Genomic DNA, 19,233 nt, shown 5'->3' with positions numbered 1-19,233 from the left:
GGTAGCCGGATCTGCGGGGATTGTGGATTCCGACCGGCGCAGGGGCGCTCTACAGTGAGCCGCAATTCCTCCTGGAGGCTCAGACATGGCAGCAGACCTGGCCCTGGAACGCGCGTCCTGGTTGCTGGAAAGCAGCGGCGACGCGGGCATCATCACCGACCCGGTGGGCACCATCCAGTATGTGAACCCGGCGTTCGAGGCCTTGACGGGCTACGACCGGCAACAGGCCCTGGGGCGCACGCCCGCCATCCTGAAGTCGGGGCGGCAGCCAGACGAGTTCTACCGCCTGATGTGGGCCACGTTGCACGCCGGTCGCGAGTTTCGCGGCGTGCTGCTGAACCGGCGTCGGGACGGCAGCCTGTTCCACGAGGAAAAGACCATACGTCCGCTGTTCGACGAGCAAGGGGGCATCAGTCATTTCATGTCCTGCGGCCGCGATGTCAGCCAGCGCGTCGCGGCCCAGGAAAAACTGCGCCATGAGGCCACCCACGACTGGCTGACCGGCCTGCCCAACCGCTCACTCTTCCTCGACCGGCTTCAGCAAGCCCTGTCCCATGCCCAGCGCAGTGCCGAGCGTGTGGCCGTGGCCCTGATCGACCTGAACGGGTTCAAGGCGATCAATGACGAGCACGGACACCGCGCGGGCGACGCGGCCTTGCGGGCAATCGCCCAGCGCCTGCCGGGTTGCCTACGTCAGTCCGACACCGCGGCGCGCCTGGGCGGCGACGAGTTTGCGCTGCTGCTGCACGATGCGAATGACGTCGAACGGGTGATGGAGGCGGTGCTGCAGTCTTGTTCCGCGCCGTTCAGCTGGGCCCAAGGCGGCCCTTTGCCGCTGTCGATCAGCGCGGGCGTGGCCTGTTCCCCGGAAGACGGCGAGGCGGTGCTGACGCTGCTGCACCGTGCCGACGAGGCGATGTACCGCGCCAAGCTGTCCGACGGGCCGCGTTCAAGGTGGAGGAGGGCGCAGCCCCAGACGCAGGCGGCCGCCGCGACGCCGCAAGACCGAGAACAGGACAGCGTGGAAGCCCTGTTGGAGCGCGAGCTGCGGGCCGTCCGGCGCAAGCTCCGCCCCGGCGACGTGATCTACCGCGCCGGCGAAAAGTTCCGCGAGGTTCACCTGCTGCGCGTGGGCTTGTGCAAGCAGTTCAGCCTCAGCGCCGAGGGCCACGAGGACCTGGTGGCCATGCTGTTCAAGGGTGACTGGCTGGGCTTTGACGGCATGGCCGATGGCCGCCACAGCTGCAGCGCCGTCGCCGCCGACGTGGGCGAACTGCTGACCGTGTGCTACGAGGCGCTGCTGCGCGCCGGGGCACGCCACCCGGCCTTGTTGCGGGCCATGCACGCAGCCTTTGCACGCCAGAACGCGCGTGAACGCGAAGCCATGTCCACCATCCATGCCTTGCCGGCCGCCGGACGGGTGGCGGCATTTCTGTGCCGCTGGGCGGACAAGCTTGAACACTGCGGCATGCGCAACGACCAGATCCTGCTGCCGACCTCGCGCGCCGAGATCGGTGGCCACGTCGGGCTGCGCTTGGAATCGGTCAGCCGCGCGATGACCAATCTGGAGCGGGAGCAGCTGATTCGCTTCAACTCGCCGAGCCGCCGCAACATCGAGATTCCCAGCCTGAATGCGCTGCGGCGCTATGTGCACAGCTTCGCCGACGGGTATCGCTGATCTGGCAAGACGGGCCGCCATCCGTCCATGTGATTTGTCGACAATGTGTATTATGTAAACCAATAGAGGTCGCTATGTTCCGCTATACCCGCACCGTCACGATCGAACATGGCGCCGGCATCGCCCCCGCGCTGCAGACGGCACTCGAGCTGGCCGCCTACGTCAACAAGACCTATGGCTTCCAGATTAGCGTGGGGACCGAGCTCTTCGGCGCGACGCGGGTCTACTGGTACAACGACATCGACAGCCTGGACGCCGTGCCGCAGTTCGCCTTCAAGGCGGCGGCCGACAAGATCTACATCGGCTTGCTCGAAAAGATGAAGGCCTATGTGCTCAAGGGCAGCGTCCAGGATCAGGTTGTCCAGCTGATCGGCTGAATTCAGCCCCCGGCCGACACCGGCGGCACGCAGTGCCCCGGCCGCACCAGGACCCAGTCGCGCGGCCGCGGCTCCGCCCCTTCGGCCAGCGGCAGGACCAGCGCCCGCATCGCGTGGTTGCTGCGCACCCAGACGAGCGCGAAGCGCTGACCGGCCAGCGCGCCGGCGCGGCAGTCCTGAGCCGCGTCGAGCCGAAGCGTGGTCAGCGACCCGACCTGCTGCACGATGCCCTGGCGCCAGCCGTCTGCGTGGCGGTGTTCGTCGTCATACAAAGTGCCGCTGGCGCAGGCCGAGCACGCCAGCGCGGCCACGGCGACGAGGCGCCGCACCCGGTCGCCCTCGCGGCGGTCATTCATCGTGCAGCCCCCAGATCAGATGGGCGTCGACGAAGAAGCGATAGCGCACCCGTTGCGCGTCGATGCGCGCCTGCTCGGCGCCCAGCGCCGCGTCGATGCCCTGGCGGCGCGCCAGCAGCAGCGTCTGCAGGTCGGCTTCGCCCAGCGCATAGGCGCGCTGCGTCAGCCGCAGGTTCTCGCGGCTGGCCTCAAGAGCCTGCGCCGCGATGTGCCAGCGCTCGAGGCTGCCGCTCGCCTCGGCAGCGCCGGCGGCGATCTCCGCGTCCAGCTCGCGCTGTCGGCGTTCAACCCCGGCCCGCGCGGCTTGCGCCAGTTGCTGTGACTCGAGCTCCTGCGCGCGGCGGTAGCCGCCGCCGATCGGCATGCTGAACGATAGGCCGACGACGCGCTCGGCGCCGGAGCGCTCCGAACTCGCGTACACGCCCAGCGTCGGATCGGCAACGCGGTCGGCGCGCGCCCTCGCCGCCTGCAGCGCGGCGACGCGCGCCTCTTCGCGCGCGATGCGCAGCGCGTCGCTTTCGTCGAGGATGCGTTCACGCCACATTGCCAGCTCGCCGCCCAGCGCTTCGGGCACCGTGTCCGGCACCGGCTGCAGCGACAGGTCTGGAAACCGGCCGCGCAGACGCGCGCGCGCCCGGGCCTCGTCCGCACGCGCCGCGCTCTGCTGCCGCTGAACCTCGGCCAGATCGACGCGTGCGCTGTTGAGTTCGAGCCGGGAGGCGTCCCCTGCCCTGCGCCGCTTGTCGACGGCTTCCAGGTTGTCCTGCGCCGCCTGCTGCTGCTCCTGCCAGAGCCGCAGCACGCGCTGCGCCGCGGTCCAGTCCAGCCACAGGGTCAGCAGCTCGCGCGCGGCCTCGTGGCGCGCTTCATCGTGGCGGGCCCGCGCCAGGCGCAGCTGCGCTTCACCGAGCTCGCGGTCGATGCCGGCCTTGCCGGCGACGCGGATGGCGCGCTCCAGCCCGACCGTCCACTCGCGGGCGTCGACGCCGGACGAGCGCTCGCGCCGCTGCTGCAGGCTGCCGCGCGCGGTCCATTCATGCGCGCCCGCCGACAGCCCCTGCGCGCGCTGGCGCGCGGCCTCCAGCGCATGGCGCGTCTGCACGACGGCCGGCTCCTCGCCGATCAGCTGGCGGCTCACGGCATCGTCCGGAAGGTCGGGCGGCGCGGGACGAATCACCGGCTGGGCCATGCCGGCCGCGCCGGCCAGCAGCAGCGACAACAGAAGTAGCGGCTTCATTCGATCTCTCCTTCGAGCGCGAGGGCATGGGCCCAGTAGCGCAGCCCGGTCCCCTTGAACCGGGTTCTCAGTTGCATCAGCAGCGCGTCGGCTGCGGCCGGCTCGACCAGGATCTGGATGGCCACCGATGCGCTGCGGCCCAGCACCTGTTCGCTCGGGGCCAGCCGCGCATGCGCCAGGCCGTGGCTGAACGCGGCGCTGGTGACGAAGGTCTCGTCGCCCGCCTGGGCGAGCAGCAGGTCGATCAGCGCCTCCTCGACGGACGGCGGGCACAGCAGGGTGAGGCACAACTTAGCCATGGGCGGAAACCTCCGTGGCGCGGCCGGGCGCGGCATGCGCGAAACGCAGATAGAGGATGGGCAGCAGCAGCAGCGTCAGCGCCGTCGCGGTGATCAGGCCGCCGATGACGACGATCGCCAGCGGACGCTGGATCTCCGAGCCGGGTCCGCTGGCGAACAGCAGCGGGATCAGGCCGAAGGCCGTGATCAGCGCGGTCATCAGCACGGGCCGCAGCCGCCGTCTCGCGCCCTGGGTGACGCAGTCCAGCAGCGCATGACCCTCGGCATGGAGCTGGTTGAAGTAGCTCACCAGCACCACGCCATTGAGCACCGCGATGCCCAGCAGCGCGATGAAGCCGACCGAGGCCGGAACGGACAGGTATTCGCCGGCCGCCCACAGCGCCACGATGCCGCCGACCAGCGCGAACGGCACGTTGGACAGCACCAGCAAGGCCTGGCGCAGCGAGCCGAAGGTCGAGAACAGAATCAGGAAAATGATGCCCAGCGCGAGCGGAATCATCAGCGTCAGCCGCTCGGCCGCGCGCTGCTGGTTCTCGAACTGCCCACCCCAGCTGATCCGGTAGCCGGTGGGCAGTTTCACCGCGGCCGCCACCCGGGATTTGGCTTCCTCGACGAAGCCCACCAGATCGCGTCCGCTGACGTTGGCAATGACGACGCTGTAGCGGCTGCCCATCTCGCGGTCGATCTTGACCGGGCCGCTCTCGCGCTCCAGCCGTGCCAGCTCCTGCAAAGGCACCGTCTGGCCGTCGCCGCCGGTGAGCTGCAGCGCGGCGAACTCGGCCGGCGACAGCTTCACCGCATCCGGGCCGCGCAGGACGATGGGGATGCGGCGGTTGCCGTCGATGACCAGGCCGGCGCGCTGGCCTTCGATCTGAACGCGCAGTGCGTCCTGCACCTCCTCCACCGACAGACCGTGGCGCCCCGCCGCCAGGCGGTCCACGCTCACGCGCAGGTATTGCACGCCGTCGTTTTGCACGGTGTAGACGTCCTGGCTGCCCGGCACCTGCTTCATCACGGTCTCGATCTCGCCGGCCAACTGATTCAGCGTGGCGAGATCGGGCCCGAAGACCTTGATGGCCAGGTCGCCGCGCACGCCGAGGATCATCTCGGACACGCGCATGTCGATGGGCTGGGTGAAGCTGTAGCTGATGCCGGGCAGCTGGTCCAGCACCTGGCGGATCTTGTCGATCAGCGCGTCCTTGCTCGGTGCCTGCCATTCGGCGCGCGGCTTCAACACCAGAAAGGTGTCGCTCTGGTTCAACCCCATGGGGTCCAGGCCGATTTCGTCGGCGCCGGCGCGTGCCACGATGCCGGTGATCTCCGGGACCTGGCTCAACAGCGCCTGCTGGATCTTCAGGTCCAGCGCCGCGGTCTGCTCCAGGCCGATGGATGGCAGCTTCTCGATGCCCACGATGAGGTCGCCCTCGTCCATGGTCGGCATGAAGGTCTTGCCCACCTGGGTGTACACGCCGGCGGCCGCCAGCAGCAGCACGCCGGCCACGATGCCGACCGCCTTCTGCCGCCGCAACGCAAAGGCCAGCACCGGCTCGTAGGCGCGCTGCAGCTGGCGCGGCAGCCAGGGTTCCGCATGCGAGACCCGCTTCAGCAGGAAGGACGACAGCACCGGGATCACGGTCAGCGACAGCAGCAGCGAGCTGGCGAGCGCGAACACGATGGTCATCGCCACCGGCACGAAGAACTTGCCTTCCAGTCCCTGCAGCGTGAGCAGCGGCAGGAACACCACGGCGATGATCAGGATGCCGGCGGCCACCGGCGTGGCGACCTCGCGCACCGCGCGGAAGATGACATGCAGCCTGGGCAGTTTGGACGAAGGCCCGTCCTGCCCCATGTGCTGCACGATGTTCTCGACCACCACCACGGCCGCGTCGACCAGCATGCCCAGCGCGATCGCCAGCCCGCCCAGGCTCATCAGATTGGCCGACATGCCGGCCTGGCGCATGAGCAGAAAGGTCGACAGCGCCGACAGCGGCAGCACCAGCGCGACGACCACCGCCGCGCGCAGATTGCCCAGGAAAGCGCCGAGCAGGATGAGCACCAGCACGGTCGCTTCCATCAGCGCGCTGGATACCGTCGCGACGGCCTTGCGGACCAGGTCCGCGCGGTTGTAGAACACCTTCAGCTCGACACCCCGGGGCAGCGTCGGCTGGATCTCGGCGATCTTGCGGGTCACGCCGTCGACGACCTTCTGCGCGTTCGCGCCGGCCAGGCCCAGCACCAGGCCTTCGACCGCTTCCGCCTTGCCGTCCTGCGTCACGACGCCGTAGCGCGTGACGCTGCCATCGCGGACCTGGGCGATGTCGCCCAGCCGCGCTGAGGCGCCTTGGGCATTGCGCAGCACGATGCCGCGCAGGTCGTCGGGCGTGCGGATGCGCCCCTCGGCGCGCACAAGCAGCACCTCGTCGCCCTCGGCGAGCCGGCCGGCGCCGTCATTGCGGTTGTTGGCCTCGATGGCGGCGCGCACCTGCGCGGTCGACAGGCCCAGCGCGGCCAGCTTCACCGGGTCGGGCACGACCTCGAAGCTGTGCACCTTGCCGCCCAGCGCATTGACGTCGGCAACACCTGGCACCGCGCGCAAGGCCGGGCGGATCACCCAGTCCAGCAGGCTGCGGCGTTCGTCCAGCGTCAGCTGCGGTGCCTCGACGGTGAACATGAACATCTCGCCCAGCGGCGTCGTGATCGGCGCCATGCCGCCGCTGATACCCGCCGGGAGCTCGGCGGCGATGTTGGCGAGGCGTTCGGACACCTGCTGGCGCGCCCAGTAAATGTCGGTGCCGTCCTGGAAATCCACGGTCACATCGACGATGCCGTACTTGGACACCGAGCGCAGCACGCGCTGGTTGGGAATGCCCAGCATCTCCACCTCGATGGGCACGGCGATGCGGGCCTCGACCTCCTCGGGCGTCATGCCCGGCGCCTTCATGATCACCTTGACCTGGGTGCTGGAGACGTCCGGAAAGGCATCGATGGGCAGGCTCCTGAAGGCGAACCAGCCGGCGCCGGCCAGCAGCGCGCCGGCCAGCAGCAGGAACAGGCGCTGCGCCAGCGCGAATTGAATCAGGCGTGTCAGCATCTCAATTGCCTCCGCCCTTGCCCTGCCAGGCCGCCTTCAGCGCGATCACCGAGGAGATGGCGATCTGCTGGCCCGCCTGCAGGTCGCCGCGCACCCGCAGCAGCGGGCCGCCGCCAGCGATGACGCTGACCGGCCGGGCCACGAAGCCCTCGGTGGTGCGGACGAACACATAGGCCCGGTCGCCATCGCGCGCCACCGCCTGCAACGGCACCGCCCAGCCCTGGGTGTCGGCGAAGGGCAGGCGCACCTGCACGAATTCCCCGGCACGCAAGGCCTGCGCGCCCTTGCGGACCTCGGCGCGCAGCACGAGGTGCTGCCCCTCGTCGACGGCTGAGCCCAGGCTGGCGACGACCGCCTCCACGCCCTCGCGCCCCAGCACGGCGACGGCGGCCCCCTTGGCAGTCGCGACCTCGGTGCGGCGTGCCACCGGCAGTTGCACGTCCAGCCACAGCGTCGCCGAATCCGCGACCACGGCGGCGGGATCGGCCGGCTGCAGGCGCTGGCCGGGCTTGACCTTGAGTTCGCTGACGACGCCCGCGACCCGGGAGCGCAGCAGCACAGCGCCTTCCACCGGACTGCCGCCATCGGCCAGGCGGCGTATCTGCGCCTCGTCCAGGCCGGCCAGGCGCAGCGCGGCGCTGGCCTGCTTCACCCGGGCCGACGCTTCAGCCGCCGTGGCCTCGGCCTCCTGGACGCGCCGCTCCGCGACGATGCCCTCGGCCAGCAGTTGCCGTTCGCGCTGCAGCGTCTTCGCCGCCAGCGCCTGGCGCGTGCCAGCCTCCATCAGGCGCAGCTGCAATTCGCCCAGCTCCGGGCTGAGCAGGCGCAGCAGCGGCTGGCCGGCGCGAACGCGTTCGTTCTCGCCCACCAGCAGCCGGTCGACGACGCCCGCCAGCGGCGCGCTGACGATCTGCTGCTGCCCTGGCGGCACGACCACGCGCGCCGGATAGCTCGGACCGGCAACGTCGGTGGCAGCGTCCAGGGCCCGCAGCTGGATACCCAGGGCCCGCATCTGCGCGGCCGTTACCGCGAAGGCCGCGGGCCGTTCGCCGGCTTGGGCGGCGGGTGGGCCGGAGAGGAGAAAAATGGCGGCACAAGCCGCGACCACGCCGCCGCGACGATGCGCGAGCGGACGCCGGAAGAAAGCGTCGAACATGAAAGACTCCACGGAGGCACCGCGCCTCGGCCAAGGCGGAAGCGGCGGTCGAAAGCGAGCGGCCGGAGGCTGGACTCAGTCCCTGGCGGCGATGACTTTCAAGCGTGGAGCGGTGGGGCGCGGCCGGCCGGTGGCAGGCTGCGATGGACGGAAACAGCGGGTGGGCGGAAGCGGTCGAACGGCCGTGCCTCGCCCGCGTCGGGCTGCAGCGCCAGGCTCAGCGCCGCCAGAAGAGCGAAGGCCGCCGGGCCCAAGTCCCGGGCGTCGTCGTCCGGCTGCGCGAGCGAGGTCTTGGTCTCGCCGGCCGGGCGCACGGCCAGCATGGGATGGCCATAGGCCTCGTCATGGCCCGTGGTCTCCACGACGCTGAGGCCGCCCGGTCCGGCCTGCAGCGCCGCGGCGCCGAAGTTCAGCGCATCGATGCCGGAGTCGTGGTGGTGCCGGTGCAAAGGCGCGCCGACTTGATCGACGACGAGCAGCAGCACCAGCATCCAGCGCATCAGGCCCAGGCACCACGCTCCCGCCCCCGCGCGGTGAAGCGCGGTGCGTTGGGCGCGGTGGGGGATGACGGGTCTGGGACGCATGGCGAGGGGCATCCTAACAGCAGGCCTGTGGCGTCAGCGCGGCAGCCCCCTGCCCTGTCGTCCTGTCCGCAGCGCCGCCAGTCCGATGGCCAGTGCCGTGCCGGCCAGCGCCAACGCCACGTCCCACCCCGCTGGCAACTCCCAGCGCAGCAGCGCTCGCGCCGCCGGCCAGGCCAGCGCCAGCGCCAGCAAGGCCGAGGTGGCCGCGGCGACCCACCAGAACGGGCGCAGGCCGCGGTGGCGCAGCCGCAGCGCGCCGGCGTTCAGCGCCGCCAGCGCCAGGTTGCCTGCCGTCAGCGACAGCACCGCCAGCGTGCGCGCCGTGTCAATGCTGCGCCCCGCCTGCAGTGCCAGACCATAGATGGCCAGCACCGCCACGAGCAGAAACAGACCTTGTTGCAGGCCGCGCCACAAGCTGGGCCAGCCGATCAGGGCCTCGTGCGCGGGCCGCGGCGGCCGCCGCATGACCTGCGGGTCGTCGGGCAGGTTCTCGAAGGCCAGCGAGCACATCGGGTCGATGATCATCTCGATCAGCACCACATGCACCGGCAGCAGCAGCGGCGGCAGCCCGATGGCGAGGGGCAGCAGCGCCAGCCCGGCGATGGGCACGTGGATGGCGGCGATGTAGGCGGACACGCGCCGCAGGTTGTCGGCCATGCGCCGGCCCAGGCGGATCGCGTCGACCAGGCGGCCCAGGTCCTCGTCCATCAGCACCAGGCTGGCCGCTTCGCGCGCGACATCGGTGCCGCGCCGGCCCATGGCGATGCCGATATGGGCAGCCTTCAGCGCCGGCGCATCGTTGACGCCGTCGCCGGTCATCGCCACCACGGCGCCCTGGCGCCTCAACGCCTCGACCAGCCTGAGCTTCTGCTCGGGCCGGATGCGGGCGAACACGCGCACCGTCCGCAGCGCCTCGGCGAGCCGCTCGTCGTCCAAGGCATCCAGCGTGGGGCCGTCGAGCACGCCCGCCCGCGTGTCCAGCCCGGCCTGCGTCGCGATGGCCTGCGCCGTGAGCGCGTGATCGCCGGTGATCATGATGACGGCGATGCCCGCCTGGCGGGCCTCGTGTACGGCCGCCGCGGCCGAGGGCCGCAGCGGGTCCTCGAAGGCCAGCAGCCCCAGCAGCTTGAAGTCGACGTCATGCCCTTGCTCGGCCGGATCGGGGCCGGCGCACGAGCCCCAGGCCACCGCCAGCACGCGCAGCCCCTGGCTGGCCAGCTGCCGCACGCGCTCGCGCTGGCGGTCCAGCGTGGCCGCGTCCAGATGGCAGCGTTCGAAGATGGCCTCCGGCGCGCCCTTGGAGGCCACGCGCACCCCGCCGGCGTCATCCGCCCAGGTCTGCGTCACGGCCATCAGCCCGGGGGTCGGTGCCTGGCTGCGCAGCAGCCGCCAGTCGGGATGCAGGAGCCCGCTGCCGGCCAGCGCCGCCTCGCCGCGCTCGAACAGGGCCCGGTCCATGGCATCGAAACCGTCGCGCCTGGAGGCCAGCAGCGCGTGCTCAAGCAGCCGACGCACCGCTTCGGGCAGTTCGCGCCGTCCGTCGTCCTCCACGTCGTCCCGATCGGTCACCAGACGCGTCAGGCGCATGCGGTTCTCGGTCAGGGTGCCGGTCTTGTCCACGCACAGCACGCTGGCCGCGCCCAGGGCTTCGACCGTCGCAGGCCGCCGCGCCAGCACCTGTTGCCGGGTCAGCCGCCAGGCGCCCAGTGCGATGAAGACGCTGAAAACCATGGGGAACTCTTCGGGCAGCATCGCCATGGCCAGCGCGATCGCCGCCAGCGCGCCCTGCAGCCAGTCGTGGCGCTGCAGGCCGTACCAGACCGCGAGCGCCGCGCAGGCGGCCAAGGCCGCCAGGCTGAAGAGCCGCACCACGCGCCGCAGCTGCCGCTGCAAGGGCGTCGGCGCCAGCTCGATGCGGTTGAGCGAGGCGCCGATGCGCCCGACCTGGGTGCCGCGCCCGGTGACTTCCACCTCGGCCAGCCCATGCCCGGCGACCACCAGCGTGCCCGCGTAGACCCAGCCGCTTGAGTCAGCACCGGCATTCGCGTCGGCACCGGCGTGCTCGCCGGCGTCGGTGGTGGCCTGCTTGTGCACGGCGGCCGATTCTCCGGTCAGCAGCGACTCGTCGAGCGCCAGCGCGCTGGCTTCGCGGATGCGCGCGTCGGCGCCGACGCGCTCGCCCTCGGCGAGCAGGATCCAGTCGCCCACGACGAGCTCGCGCGCGGCGATGCGCTGCGGGCGGCCATCGCGCCACACCCGTACCTGCGGCGCGGCGAGCTCGCGCAAGGCATCCAGCGCGCGCTCCCCGCGCCGTTGCTGGACCACCACCAGCCCCACCGTCGCCAGCGCGAAAGCCCCCAGCAGCAGGCCTTCGGCCAGATCGCCCACCAGCAGGTACAGCGCCGCGCCGGCGATCAGCAGCAGGAACATCGGTTCGCTCAGCACGCCTTTGAGCGTCTGCGCGAAGCCATGGTGGTCCGGTTCGCCGATCTCGTTGGGGCCCTGATGGGCCAGGCGTCGCGCCGCCTCCTCAGTGCTCAGGCCCCGGGGTGCTGGCGTCATCGCCGCTCTCCGGGCGGGGCCGACCCCAGCCCGATCACGCGCGGCGCCTTGCCACTGCGGCCGCGTTGCGGGGCCTGGCCCGCGCGGCAGTCGATGTGAACACCGCGGGCGCCCTGCCCGCGCAGATAGTCGCCCAGCACGGCGCCGGCCCGCGTCAGCTGTGCCCGCGCCGCGGCGTCCTCGGCGGTGGTGGACAGCTGCAGCGAATTCGGACCGGTCTGCCGGAGCTGGAAATTGAACAGTCCCGCGTCGTCTTCGAGCACGGTACACAGCGCCAGCGGCAGCAGCCTCAGGGGCTGGGGGCCGCGACCCAGGCTCAGCATGTCGTCCTGGCGGCCCTGCACCTCGAGGGTGGGCAGCGGCGAGCCGCAACCGCAGTCCTGGCCGCCCAGCGCGACGCGGTCGCCCAGCTCGTAGCGGATCAGCGGCTGCACGCGGTTGGCCAGGTTGGTCAGCAGCGTCGTCGCGCCGAGTTCGCCGGCGGCGACCGCATGCCCGCGGGCATCGACGGACTCCAGGATCACCCAGTCGGCGTTCAGGTGCAGCCGTCCCCGCGCGCATTGAAAGGCCAGCGGCAGGAACTCCGAGGCCCCATAGCTGTCGATCACCGGACAGCCGAACACCCCCTGCACAAAGTCGCGCATGGCCGGCGTCAGGGTTTCGCCGCCGGTCCATACCTCCTTCAGCGGCAGGGCGAGCCGGCCCGCCGCGCATTCCTCGGCCAGCAGCAGCGCGGCGCTCGGGTAGGTGCTGAGCAGCGTCGGCGCCAGCGCGTTCAGCTCGCGCACCAGTTCGGCCAGCGGGCGCAGGAAGGAGACGTCCTTCAGGTTCAGCGCCAGCGCGGGATTGAGCCGCTGCAGTCGCCGCGTCGCGACGATGCTGGCGAAGTGGCCGCCGGCGGCGCCGACGAAGACCAGGCGCTCCCCCAGATAGCAGGGGTCCAGCCAGCGCCGCAGCGTCCACGGGCGGCGCAAGGCCTCCAGCGCGTCGTACACGGCCATCGCATGGCTGTCCTGCACGAACAGCCCCGGCTCGCCGGTGCTGCCGGAGCTCTGCCAGACCATGTAGCGCCCCAGATAGGGCTGGGCAATGCGGCGGCTGTCGGCCACGAACTGCTGCAGGCCCTGGCGTGTCACGCGCGCGTCGGTCACCCAGTCATCGAAGTGCCGCATCAGCTCGTGCTTGCGCGTGACGGGCAGGTCCCGCAGCGTGGCCCGTGCGGGATCCATGCCCTTGAGCAGGCGCCGGAACCAGGGCGAGTCGCGCTGCGCACCGCTCACCAGCGACTTCAGGCGCCGGTCCTGCAGCCGCTGCAACGCGCCAGCGTCGCCGAACGCAACACCTGCCACCTCGCCCGCGGTGAGGCTCCACAGCACAGGGTCGAGCAGGGACGGCAACATGGGATGGTGGCCGGACGGTGGGCGCGATTCGACTCTAGGCAGCGATGCTCGGCCGACCTTTGCGCCGCGTCAAGCGGGCGCGGAACCGCCCTGCCCCGCGCCCGACTCAGGGAAGCAGCGGCGTGGCGCCCGCGGCCGCGCCGCGGCATTGGTTGATCACCCCCGACCCGCCGTCGGCCACGCAACGCAGAAACGGCGTGCCGGCCGAGCGGCCGTCCAGCAGGTGCAGCCCCCAGATGCAGCGCGCCATATGGCTTCGCAGGCCATGGGTCGTGCTGCCACTCAGGACTAGGGCGCGCTGCGGCGCGTGGAACCGCTGCAGCACATGCACCCGGTCCGGATGCGCGAGTGCGGCGTTCAGGGCCTGGCGCCAGGACGCCTGGCTGTGTTCCTGACCGATCACCACGCCCGAGCCCCCCAGGCCCAGCGCCGGCTTCAGCACCCAGTCGTGCTGGCGCTCCAGCGCCAGAGACAGTCCGTCGTCGTCGAGCCGGACGGTCCAGGCCACCCAGCGCTCGACCAGCTGCCGCAAGGGCGACTGCGCCGGCTCGGCGCGGGCCTTGTCGTGCAGCAGGGCCAGCGCCAGTTTGCTGCCAAAGACCTTGGCCGCCTGCGGCACCGGCAACGCGACCGCGCCGGCGCGGATCGCCGCCTTCAGCGGCTCGTAGGACAGTGGATCGGCTTGTACATCGCTGGGGAAGAACAGCGGATACACCCAGTCCAGCCGGCGCCCCGCGGCGCGCAGCGTGCCCCCGTCCCAGGTGCAGTCGTGCTGGCTGCCGACCAGGGCGTGGACGCCGGCGCAGGCACTCAGGAGACGCGCCTGGGTCTCGACACCCGGGCGGATCTCGCCCAGCGCGATCGCATCGTCAACCAGCATCCCCGTGCTGCCCGCCGCGATGCGCGCCGCCATGTACCGGCCCCAGGCCAGCAGCGGAACGTCGCTTTGCGGCAGACCGGTGAGGTGGCGCAGCGAGGCCTCCTCGAAGCCTCCGACCGAGCTGCCGATGTTGAATTCGACGAACTTCAGGCCAGCCTCGGTCAGCACCGCGTCGACACGGGTCGGCACATCCGGCGTGTAGAGGGCGCCCTCCCATTGGAAGACCTCGAGGTCCTGCGTCGAATGCCCCGTGGCGCGCCCGAACGCGGTCAGGGACGCGCCAAAGTCCGCTTCGAAGAGTTCCCGCAGCGCGCACAACAGGCGATGGGCGGCCTGTGCGGCCTCGGCGACGGTGTCTCGGCGGAGTCGCGGTCCGTCGATGATGATCTCGGTACCCGGCGGAAGAACGCCTGAGCGCTCGACCCGCGCGGCGAACTCCGCGGCGGCCGCGTGCCTCGGGTCCGCGGAGTCGTTGGACGGCAAGCTCAAGGTGCATCCTCCCTGGTGCTCATTCGGTCGGCGCCGCGGCCTCGGCCGTGCCGGTCTGGGCCTGGCGGGCCCGCCAGAGTCGCCACAGCTTCCACAGGAACCCCGTCATCACCAGGGCGCTCACCGACGCGAAGATCCAGCGCGGAGACACCCGGTCGCCGACGAGGCTCAGGATGCCGTAGACCGCCAGCCCGGCGTAGGAGGTGCACATGTAGATGAAAGACTTGATCTTGCCGAAGTACGCCGGCTTGACCTCGGCCGCGAGCAGCGCGTTGGTGTTGATGCCCACCGCGCAGACAAAGATGCCCAGCACGAAATAGCCCGCCATGGCATGCGCCGTGGTCTGCGCGGCCAGAAAGAACAGGATCAGCACCGACAGGCAGGCGGGTCCGGCCACCGAGATGCGGTGCTGGTCGACGCGCCGGACGACATAGGACAACAGAATCCCGCCCAGCAGCGCGCCGCCGCCCCAGGCGCCTTCGATCAGCCCGAAGTCTTGGGGGCCGCCCCCCAGCTCGCGGCTCACGAACGCCGGCAGCAGCGCGTTGAACATGTTGATGGCCATCGTGTCGAAGATGTCCACCAGCGTCAGCCAGAGGATGAAGGGGTGGCGCCGTGCATAGACCAGGGCTTCGCGCAGTTCCTGCGTCAGCGGGACGCCCGTCGCCGCGGGCGCGCGCGGCTCGCGCGCCTGGACCCGCACCCAGGCGATGAACACGGCGGAGACGAAGAAGGACATGGCGTTGGCGAGGATGACGTTCATCGCGCCGATCTGCGCCACCAAAAAGCCGCCCGCGCTGGCGCCGCACAGCATGCCGATCTGCAGGGTGGTGCTGCTGAGGATGTTGGCCGACAGCAGCGATTCGCGGGTCGAGATGTCGCGCACCAGCGCCCCCAGCGCGGGCAGGCTGAACAGGCGGCACACCGCCATCAGCAGCGACGCGAGATAGATCGCGGGCAGCACCCATTGATCGACGTAGATCGCCAGCACCAGCGCGCACAGCACCAGCCCCTGCACCACGTCGGCAGCGACGCAGGTCCATTGGGGGCGCGAGCGGTCCACCAGCGCGCCGGCGAGGGGCGACAGCAGCAACCCGGGCAGGGTCTGGACGACGAGGACGAGACTGATCGACGCCACCGAACCCGTGCGCTGGTAGAGGAACCAGGACATGGCGATCATCTGCATGCCATCGCCCAGCGCGCTGAGCACGGCGGCACCGAAGTACTTGCGGAACTGCGGTGATTCCAGTGGCTGGAAGACGGTCGGCATGGGCCTGCGGTCCTCTAGGGCCTAGGGCGCGAGCGCCATCGCGCCGTCGTCGGGAACGCGCCGGTCTTCCAGGTGCAGCCCGGCGAAGAGCTGCCGCAAGGTGGCCTCCAGGCGCTGCGGACTGTCCATGCGCAACAGGCCCGCCAGCGGCAGCACGGACTCGGCGTAGCTGAGCTCCTTGCACAGACGCTGATCCGGCGCGAGCAGGTCCAGCGCCTCCACCGCGCCGGAGTCGCGCAGCCATTCGTGGCCCGTGACCCGGCAGTAGGGGCCGGACAGGTGATGGCCCGGCACGATGAACCAGGCGTAGTAGGCGTCGTGGTCCCAATGCGGCGCCAGCGGGTAGTCGGGGTCCACGACGATGCCGACATCGGCCGCGCCCAGGTGCAGGCCGGTCTTGCGTTCGAACACTTCGTTGATCCGCCCGCCGCCGACGCGGTGGGCGATCTCCAGGAACACCGGCCCGTGGCGGGTGTCGATCGCCTCGAGATGGAAGGCGCCGTCACGGATCTCGACCGCCGCGAGAACCCGCGCCACCCAGGCCGCCATGCCCGGCGCCAGGTCCTGTTGGCAGCAGCCGAAGGGCTCGCCTCCCGCGTAGGCCAGGCAGGTGCCCACATGGCGGCTCTGCACCATGGCCTCGATGCGGCCACGCCTGGCGATGCCGTCGACATGCAGGATGGAGCCCGACACGAACTCCTCGACCTCGAAGCCGCCCGCTTGCTGCTCGGCGCCGTCCAGACGCGCGATGCCCGTGCACCGCGTGGCGATCGCCTGGGCCAGCAAGCCCTGGGATTCGAAGCGCCGGACATCGATGGACGAGGCGCCGTCCAGGGGCTTGAGGATGACCGCGGCGTTCTGCTCGATGGGCAGGTGCCGGCCCGACAGCCATTCGCCCAGGCGCGCGAAGCGCGGCACGCGAAGGCCCGCTTCCGCGACGCAGCGCTTCATCACCGCCTTGTTGCGCACCTTTTCGGCCTGCGCCAGCGTGGGGCCGGGAATGCCGAAGCGCTCGCGCAGGCGCGCCGCGTCCAGCAACTCTTCCTCCACGATGGCGATGAGCCGGTCGACAGGCGCCCCCAGCCGCTCGAGGATGTCGCCGACCTCGTCGAACAGTGGGCGGCTCTCGTCGCGCTCGATCTTCTCGCAGGCCAGCCCGGGCGGGATCTGGCCATGCTGGCGGGCGCTGCCGATGTAGATGACGCGGTGCCGGTCGTGATCGATGGCGCGGTCGTAGCCGATCAGCGCGTAGCGCACGCTCTGCACGATGACGATGTTCATGGGTTGTCCCCCAGGCAGCGGTCAGGGTCGGGGGCGCTCATCGGACATGGGCCCGCACCCGGGCCGCCAGCTCTTGGACCTTGGCGATGGCGGCGTCGGCGCTGCCGGCGCAGGCCACGACATAGCCGGCGCGCGTGGAGTTGCTGGTCAGCGGCCGCACCACGTCGCCCTTCGCGTAGCCGCAGCGGACCTCGACCGTGCCCGGATCGCGGGCCAAATCGTCCAGCCCCTGGATGTCCAGGATTTCGCCCGGCGCAAACACGAAGAAGTGGATGGCCGCGGCATCGCGCGGGCGGGGCTCCGGCAGCCCCGGCTCCACCAGTCCGCAAGCCCACTGGCCGGTCAGCGAGATCAGGTCCACGCCGCGGGACAGCTCCACGAGCTTGGGAATGTTGTCGCCACCGACGCGGTTGTGCGATTCGATGATCTTCATGCCGCGGGAGCTGATCTTCATTTCCGTGTGCCCGGGGCCCTGGGTCACGCCGACGATCTCCAGGAACTGCTTCACGAAGGCGGCCACCTCGGCCGCGGTGGCCGCGTCCAGCCGCGCCGGCACCACATGGCCGATCTCGATGAACTGGTCGTTGACGATCTTTTCGGTGATCGCGGCAATGAAGTGCTGACCGTTGAAGCTGAAGGACTCGACGCTGTATTCCTTGCCGTCGATGTACTGTTCCGCCAGCGGAACCTGCCCCTGTGCCTGCAATGCCGCCACCGCCTGCCGCAGCTCGTCGGCATCGCGCGCCAGGTGGATGCCCAGGCTGCCGCCGCCGTCGAAGGGCTTGACGATGAGCGGATAGTCGACGCCGTCGGCCAGCGCGTCGATGTCGGACTCGTCGTCGATGCGGCGGAACGCCACGGGGCTGAACCCGTGTTCGTTGAGCAGCGCGCGCATCGCGGCCTTGTCCTTCAGGCAGGCGATCGCGCGGGGATTGGCGCCGCGGACCCCGAGGCGCTCGTTGATCCGGGCCGCCACCGCGACCCCCACCTCCGTGATCGACACCGCCACATCGTAGTGCCAGGTCTCCCGCAGCCGCAGGGCCAGCTCGATGAACTCGGGCTTGCTGTAGTCGGTGAGGATGAGCTCGTCCGCGGGCTCGCACTTGCGGAGGTCGAAGACCTCGCGCAGCTCGGCCATCACGATGCGCAGGCCCAGGCGCTTGAACTTCAGCACGGCATCGGGCGAGCCCGTGCCCGCGCCCAGCAGCAGAATGGTCTTCATGGGGTTTGCTCCCGGGCGAGAGGCCGGCTTTGCGGCCGTGGCGCGGCGCCCCAGTTCACCTTGAGGGCGGATTCGAGGAAGGTGAAGAAGGCTTCCCCCGCCTGCGTGCTGCGATGCCGGCCGAAGACGATGGCCAGGAAGCCATCGAAATGGGGGTAAGGCCGGTAGGTCTTGCCGATCGTCGCCAACAGCAGCACGCGCTCACAGTCGGGGTGCGCGCGCACGGCCTCCACCCCGTCGATGGAGCGCAGCACGCCGCTGCCGCCCAGCGGCAGGATCCAGCTGCTGGCCGCCTTGCCCGTGTCGGTGGGGCGTGGGGGCCAGTAGTCGCCGGGCGGGGCCCCGGTCAGGTAGCGGAACCACAGGTTTGAAAAGTCGACGTCGGTGGAGGCTTCGACATTGAAATGGGCGCATCCCGAGCCGCCGATGCGGGCGCCGATCTCCAGGATCACCGGCCGCCCCTGCCGGTCCAGCCGGAGCTCGCAATGCCCGGGCCCGTTGCGCAACCCCAGCGCCAGCATGCCTTCGACCGCCACGGCCTGGATCTCCCGGATCTTCTCGCGCGCCAGTGCGGGCGGGCTCAGGTACACCGTCTCCTCGAAGCAGGGGCCGGGCGGCTGGCCCTTGTAGCCGCAGTTGAGGGCGCGGACATCGCCGTCCAGCGCGAACAGCTCGACGACGTATTCCGGCCCCTCGACGAACTCCTCCACGACGATGCTCGAGAAGTTCTGCCCTTCGTGCCAGGACACCTCGCGGTAGGTGTCCGCGTTGACCTCTTCCACCACCCGGACCGCGGCGACGAGTTCGTCCCAGCTGGACACCCGCTGGACCGCGTCGCTGTTGTAGCCCGAGCCGGGCTTGACCACATAGGGAAAGGCCAGCGCCTGGCAGCGCTCGATCTCGTCCGCTCCCGAGAGGACAAGGAATTCCGGCGTCACCAGGCCCCGCTCCCGGAACAGGCGGCGCATCGTCCCCTTGTCCCGCGCGGCCTTGGCGGCGCCGGGGTCGATGCCCGGCAGGCCCAGCCGGGCCGCGGCCTCCGCGGTCCAGACCATGCAGGACTCTTTGATGGTCATGATGCCGTCGAAGCGCCACTTGGCATGGAGCGCCTCCAGGCGATGCAGTGCGGTCTCCGGGGCGGTGTACAGCGGCAGTGTCTCGTACCCGATCACACAGGGGTATTCATGGTGGATCACCTCGCCCGGAGGCAGCACCACCACGAACTCGACGCCGTTGCGCGACGCCGACTCGTAGATGTAGGGAATGTGGAAGGACGGATGAATGAACGCGATCCGCTGAGTCATGCCTGCTGCTGCCTGTTGAATGCCGCGGCCGCGACGCTGCGCCGGCC

General features: G+C 70.6%; 15 protein-coding genes. 2 read left to right on the top strand and 13 right to left on the bottom strand.

Annotation, left to right across the window (positions count from 1 at the left end; genetic code table 11):
* Positions 1-85: 85 nt before the first annotated feature.
* The gene (locus LZ017_RS15705) at positions 86-1,678 is read left to right on the top strand and encodes a diguanylate cyclase domain-containing protein (RefSeq protein WP_241397834.1); all 1,593 of its coding nucleotides are present in this window, start codon (positions 86-88) and stop codon (positions 1,676-1,678) included.
* Positions 1,679-1,752: 74 nt separating this feature from the next.
* Positions 1,753-2,055, top strand: a complete 303-nt coding sequence (locus tag LZ017_RS15700) for a hypothetical protein (protein ID WP_241397833.1) — start codon at positions 1,753-1,755, stop codon at positions 2,053-2,055.
* A 2-nt stretch (positions 2,056-2,057) separates the two neighbouring features.
* On the opposite strand, the gene LZ017_RS15695 is transcribed toward LZ017_RS15700, so the two are convergent.
* From LZ017_RS15695 to LZ017_RS15635, 13 genes are all read right to left on the bottom strand, one after another.
* The gene (locus LZ017_RS15695) at positions 2,058-2,411 is read right to left on the bottom strand and encodes a hypothetical protein (RefSeq protein ID WP_241397832.1); all 354 of its coding nucleotides are present in this window, start codon (positions 2,409-2,411) and stop codon (positions 2,058-2,060) included.
* The gene (locus LZ017_RS15690) at positions 2,404-3,648 is read right to left on the bottom strand and encodes a TolC family protein (RefSeq protein WP_241397831.1); all 1,245 of its coding nucleotides are present in this window, start codon (positions 3,646-3,648) and stop codon (positions 2,404-2,406) included. Before LZ017_RS15690 ends, LZ017_RS15695 begins: the two co-directional genes overlap by 8 nt.
* A complete protein-coding gene (locus tag LZ017_RS15685) occupies positions 3,645-3,947 on the bottom strand; it encodes a DUF3240 family protein (RefSeq protein WP_241397830.1) in 303 nt (100 codons plus the stop codon). Before LZ017_RS15685 ends, LZ017_RS15690 begins: the two co-directional genes overlap by 4 nt.
* Positions 3,940-7,038, bottom strand: coding sequence for an efflux RND transporter permease subunit (locus LZ017_RS15680; RefSeq protein ID WP_241397829.1), 3,099 nt, complete (start codon positions 7,036-7,038; stop codon positions 3,940-3,942). The genes LZ017_RS15685 and LZ017_RS15680 overlap by 8 nt, the downstream gene beginning before the upstream one ends.
* A gap of 1 nt (position 7,039) precedes the next feature.
* Positions 7,040-8,194 (bottom strand): efflux RND transporter periplasmic adaptor subunit, encoded by a 1,155-nt coding sequence (locus LZ017_RS15675; protein WP_241397828.1) that lies wholly within the window; start codon positions 8,192-8,194, stop codon positions 7,040-7,042.
* A gap of 98 nt (positions 8,195-8,292) precedes the next feature.
* Positions 8,293-8,778 (bottom strand): hypothetical protein, encoded by a 486-nt coding sequence (locus LZ017_RS15670; protein ID WP_241397827.1) that lies wholly within the window; start codon positions 8,776-8,778, stop codon positions 8,293-8,295.
* 33 nt (positions 8,779-8,811) lie between these two features.
* A complete protein-coding gene (locus LZ017_RS15665) occupies positions 8,812-11,340 on the bottom strand; it encodes an HAD-IC family P-type ATPase (RefSeq protein ID WP_241397826.1) in 2,529 nt (842 codons plus the stop codon).
* Positions 11,337-12,740 carry an AMP-binding protein gene (locus LZ017_RS15660; RefSeq protein ID WP_241397825.1) on the bottom strand — a complete coding sequence of 468 codons (1,404 nt, stop codon included), beginning with the start codon at positions 12,738-12,740 and terminating at the stop codon, positions 11,337-11,339. Before LZ017_RS15660 ends, LZ017_RS15665 begins: the two co-directional genes overlap by 4 nt.
* A gap of 106 nt (positions 12,741-12,846) precedes the next feature.
* A complete protein-coding gene (locus tag LZ017_RS15655; protein WP_241397824.1) occupies positions 12,847-14,109 on the bottom strand; it encodes a hypothetical protein in 1,263 nt (420 codons plus the stop codon).
* Positions 14,110-14,128: 19 nt separating this feature from the next.
* Positions 14,129-15,379 (bottom strand): MFS transporter, encoded by a 1,251-nt coding sequence (locus tag LZ017_RS15650; RefSeq protein ID WP_241397823.1) that lies wholly within the window; start codon positions 15,377-15,379, stop codon positions 14,129-14,131.
* 21 nt (positions 15,380-15,400) lie between these two features.
* Positions 15,401-16,660, bottom strand: coding sequence for an ATP-grasp domain-containing protein (locus LZ017_RS15645; RefSeq protein WP_241397822.1), 1,260 nt, complete (start codon positions 16,658-16,660; stop codon positions 15,401-15,403).
* A 37-nt stretch (positions 16,661-16,697) separates the two neighbouring features.
* Positions 16,698-17,882, bottom strand: a complete 1,185-nt coding sequence (locus tag LZ017_RS15640) for an ATP-grasp domain-containing protein (protein ID WP_241397821.1) — start codon at positions 17,880-17,882, stop codon at positions 16,698-16,700.
* The gene (locus LZ017_RS15635; RefSeq protein ID WP_241397820.1) at positions 17,879-19,186 is read right to left on the bottom strand and encodes an ATP-grasp domain-containing protein; all 1,308 of its coding nucleotides are present in this window, start codon (positions 19,184-19,186) and stop codon (positions 17,879-17,881) included. The genes LZ017_RS15640 and LZ017_RS15635 overlap by 4 nt, the downstream gene beginning before the upstream one ends.
* Positions 19,187-19,233 lie beyond the last annotated feature (47 nt).

Source organism: Pelomonas sp. CA6 (assembly GCF_022549225.1).
Lineage (GTDB): Bacteria > Pseudomonadota > Gammaproteobacteria > Burkholderiales > Burkholderiaceae_C > Roseateles.
The sequence above is the reverse complement of the archived record's forward strand: the minus strand, read 5'-3'. Positions and strand labels throughout refer to the sequence as shown.

Excerpts from the sequence above, each read along its gene's own strand:
- LZ017_RS15705 (WP_241397834.1), top strand. The coding sequence starts at position 86 with ATGGCAGCAGACCTGGCCCTGGAACGCGCGTCCTGGTTGCTGGAAAGC.
- LZ017_RS15700 (WP_241397833.1), top strand. The coding sequence starts at position 1,753 with ATGTTCCGCTATACCCGCACCGTCACGATCGAACATGGCGCCGGCATC.
- LZ017_RS15695 (WP_241397832.1), bottom strand. The coding sequence starts at position 2,411 with ATGAATGACCGCCGCGAGGGCGACCGGGTGCGGCGCCTCGTCGCCGTG.
- LZ017_RS15690 (WP_241397831.1), bottom strand. The coding sequence starts at position 3,648 with ATGAAGCCGCTACTTCTGTTGTCGCTGCTGCTGGCCGGCGCGGCCGGC.
- LZ017_RS15685 (WP_241397830.1), bottom strand. The coding sequence starts at position 3,947 with ATGGCTAAGTTGTGCCTCACCCTGCTGTGCCCGCCGTCCGTCGAGGAG.
- LZ017_RS15680 (WP_241397829.1), bottom strand. The coding sequence starts at position 7,038 with ATGCTGACACGCCTGATTCAATTCGCGCTGGCGCAGCGCCTGTTCCTG.
- LZ017_RS15675 (WP_241397828.1), bottom strand. The coding sequence starts at position 8,194 with ATGTTCGACGCTTTCTTCCGGCGTCCGCTCGCGCATCGTCGCGGCGGC.
- LZ017_RS15670 (WP_241397827.1), bottom strand. The coding sequence starts at position 8,778 with ATGCGTCCCAGACCCGTCATCCCCCACCGCGCCCAACGCACCGCGCTT.
- LZ017_RS15665 (WP_241397826.1), bottom strand. The coding sequence starts at position 11,340 with ATGACGCCAGCACCCCGGGGCCTGAGCACTGAGGAGGCGGCGCGACGC.
- LZ017_RS15660 (WP_241397825.1), bottom strand. The coding sequence starts at position 12,740 with ATGTTGCCGTCCCTGCTCGACCCTGTGCTGTGGAGCCTCACCGCGGGC.
- LZ017_RS15650 (WP_241397823.1), bottom strand. The coding sequence starts at position 15,379 with ATGCCGACCGTCTTCCAGCCACTGGAATCACCGCAGTTCCGCAAGTAC.
- LZ017_RS15645 (WP_241397822.1), bottom strand. The coding sequence starts at position 16,660 with ATGAACATCGTCATCGTGCAGAGCGTGCGCTACGCGCTGATCGGCTAC.
- LZ017_RS15640 (WP_241397821.1), bottom strand. The coding sequence starts at position 17,882 with ATGAAGACCATTCTGCTGCTGGGCGCGGGCACGGGCTCGCCCGATGCC.
- LZ017_RS15635 (WP_241397820.1), bottom strand. The coding sequence starts at position 19,186 with ATGACTCAGCGGATCGCGTTCATTCATCCGTCCTTCCACATTCCCTAC.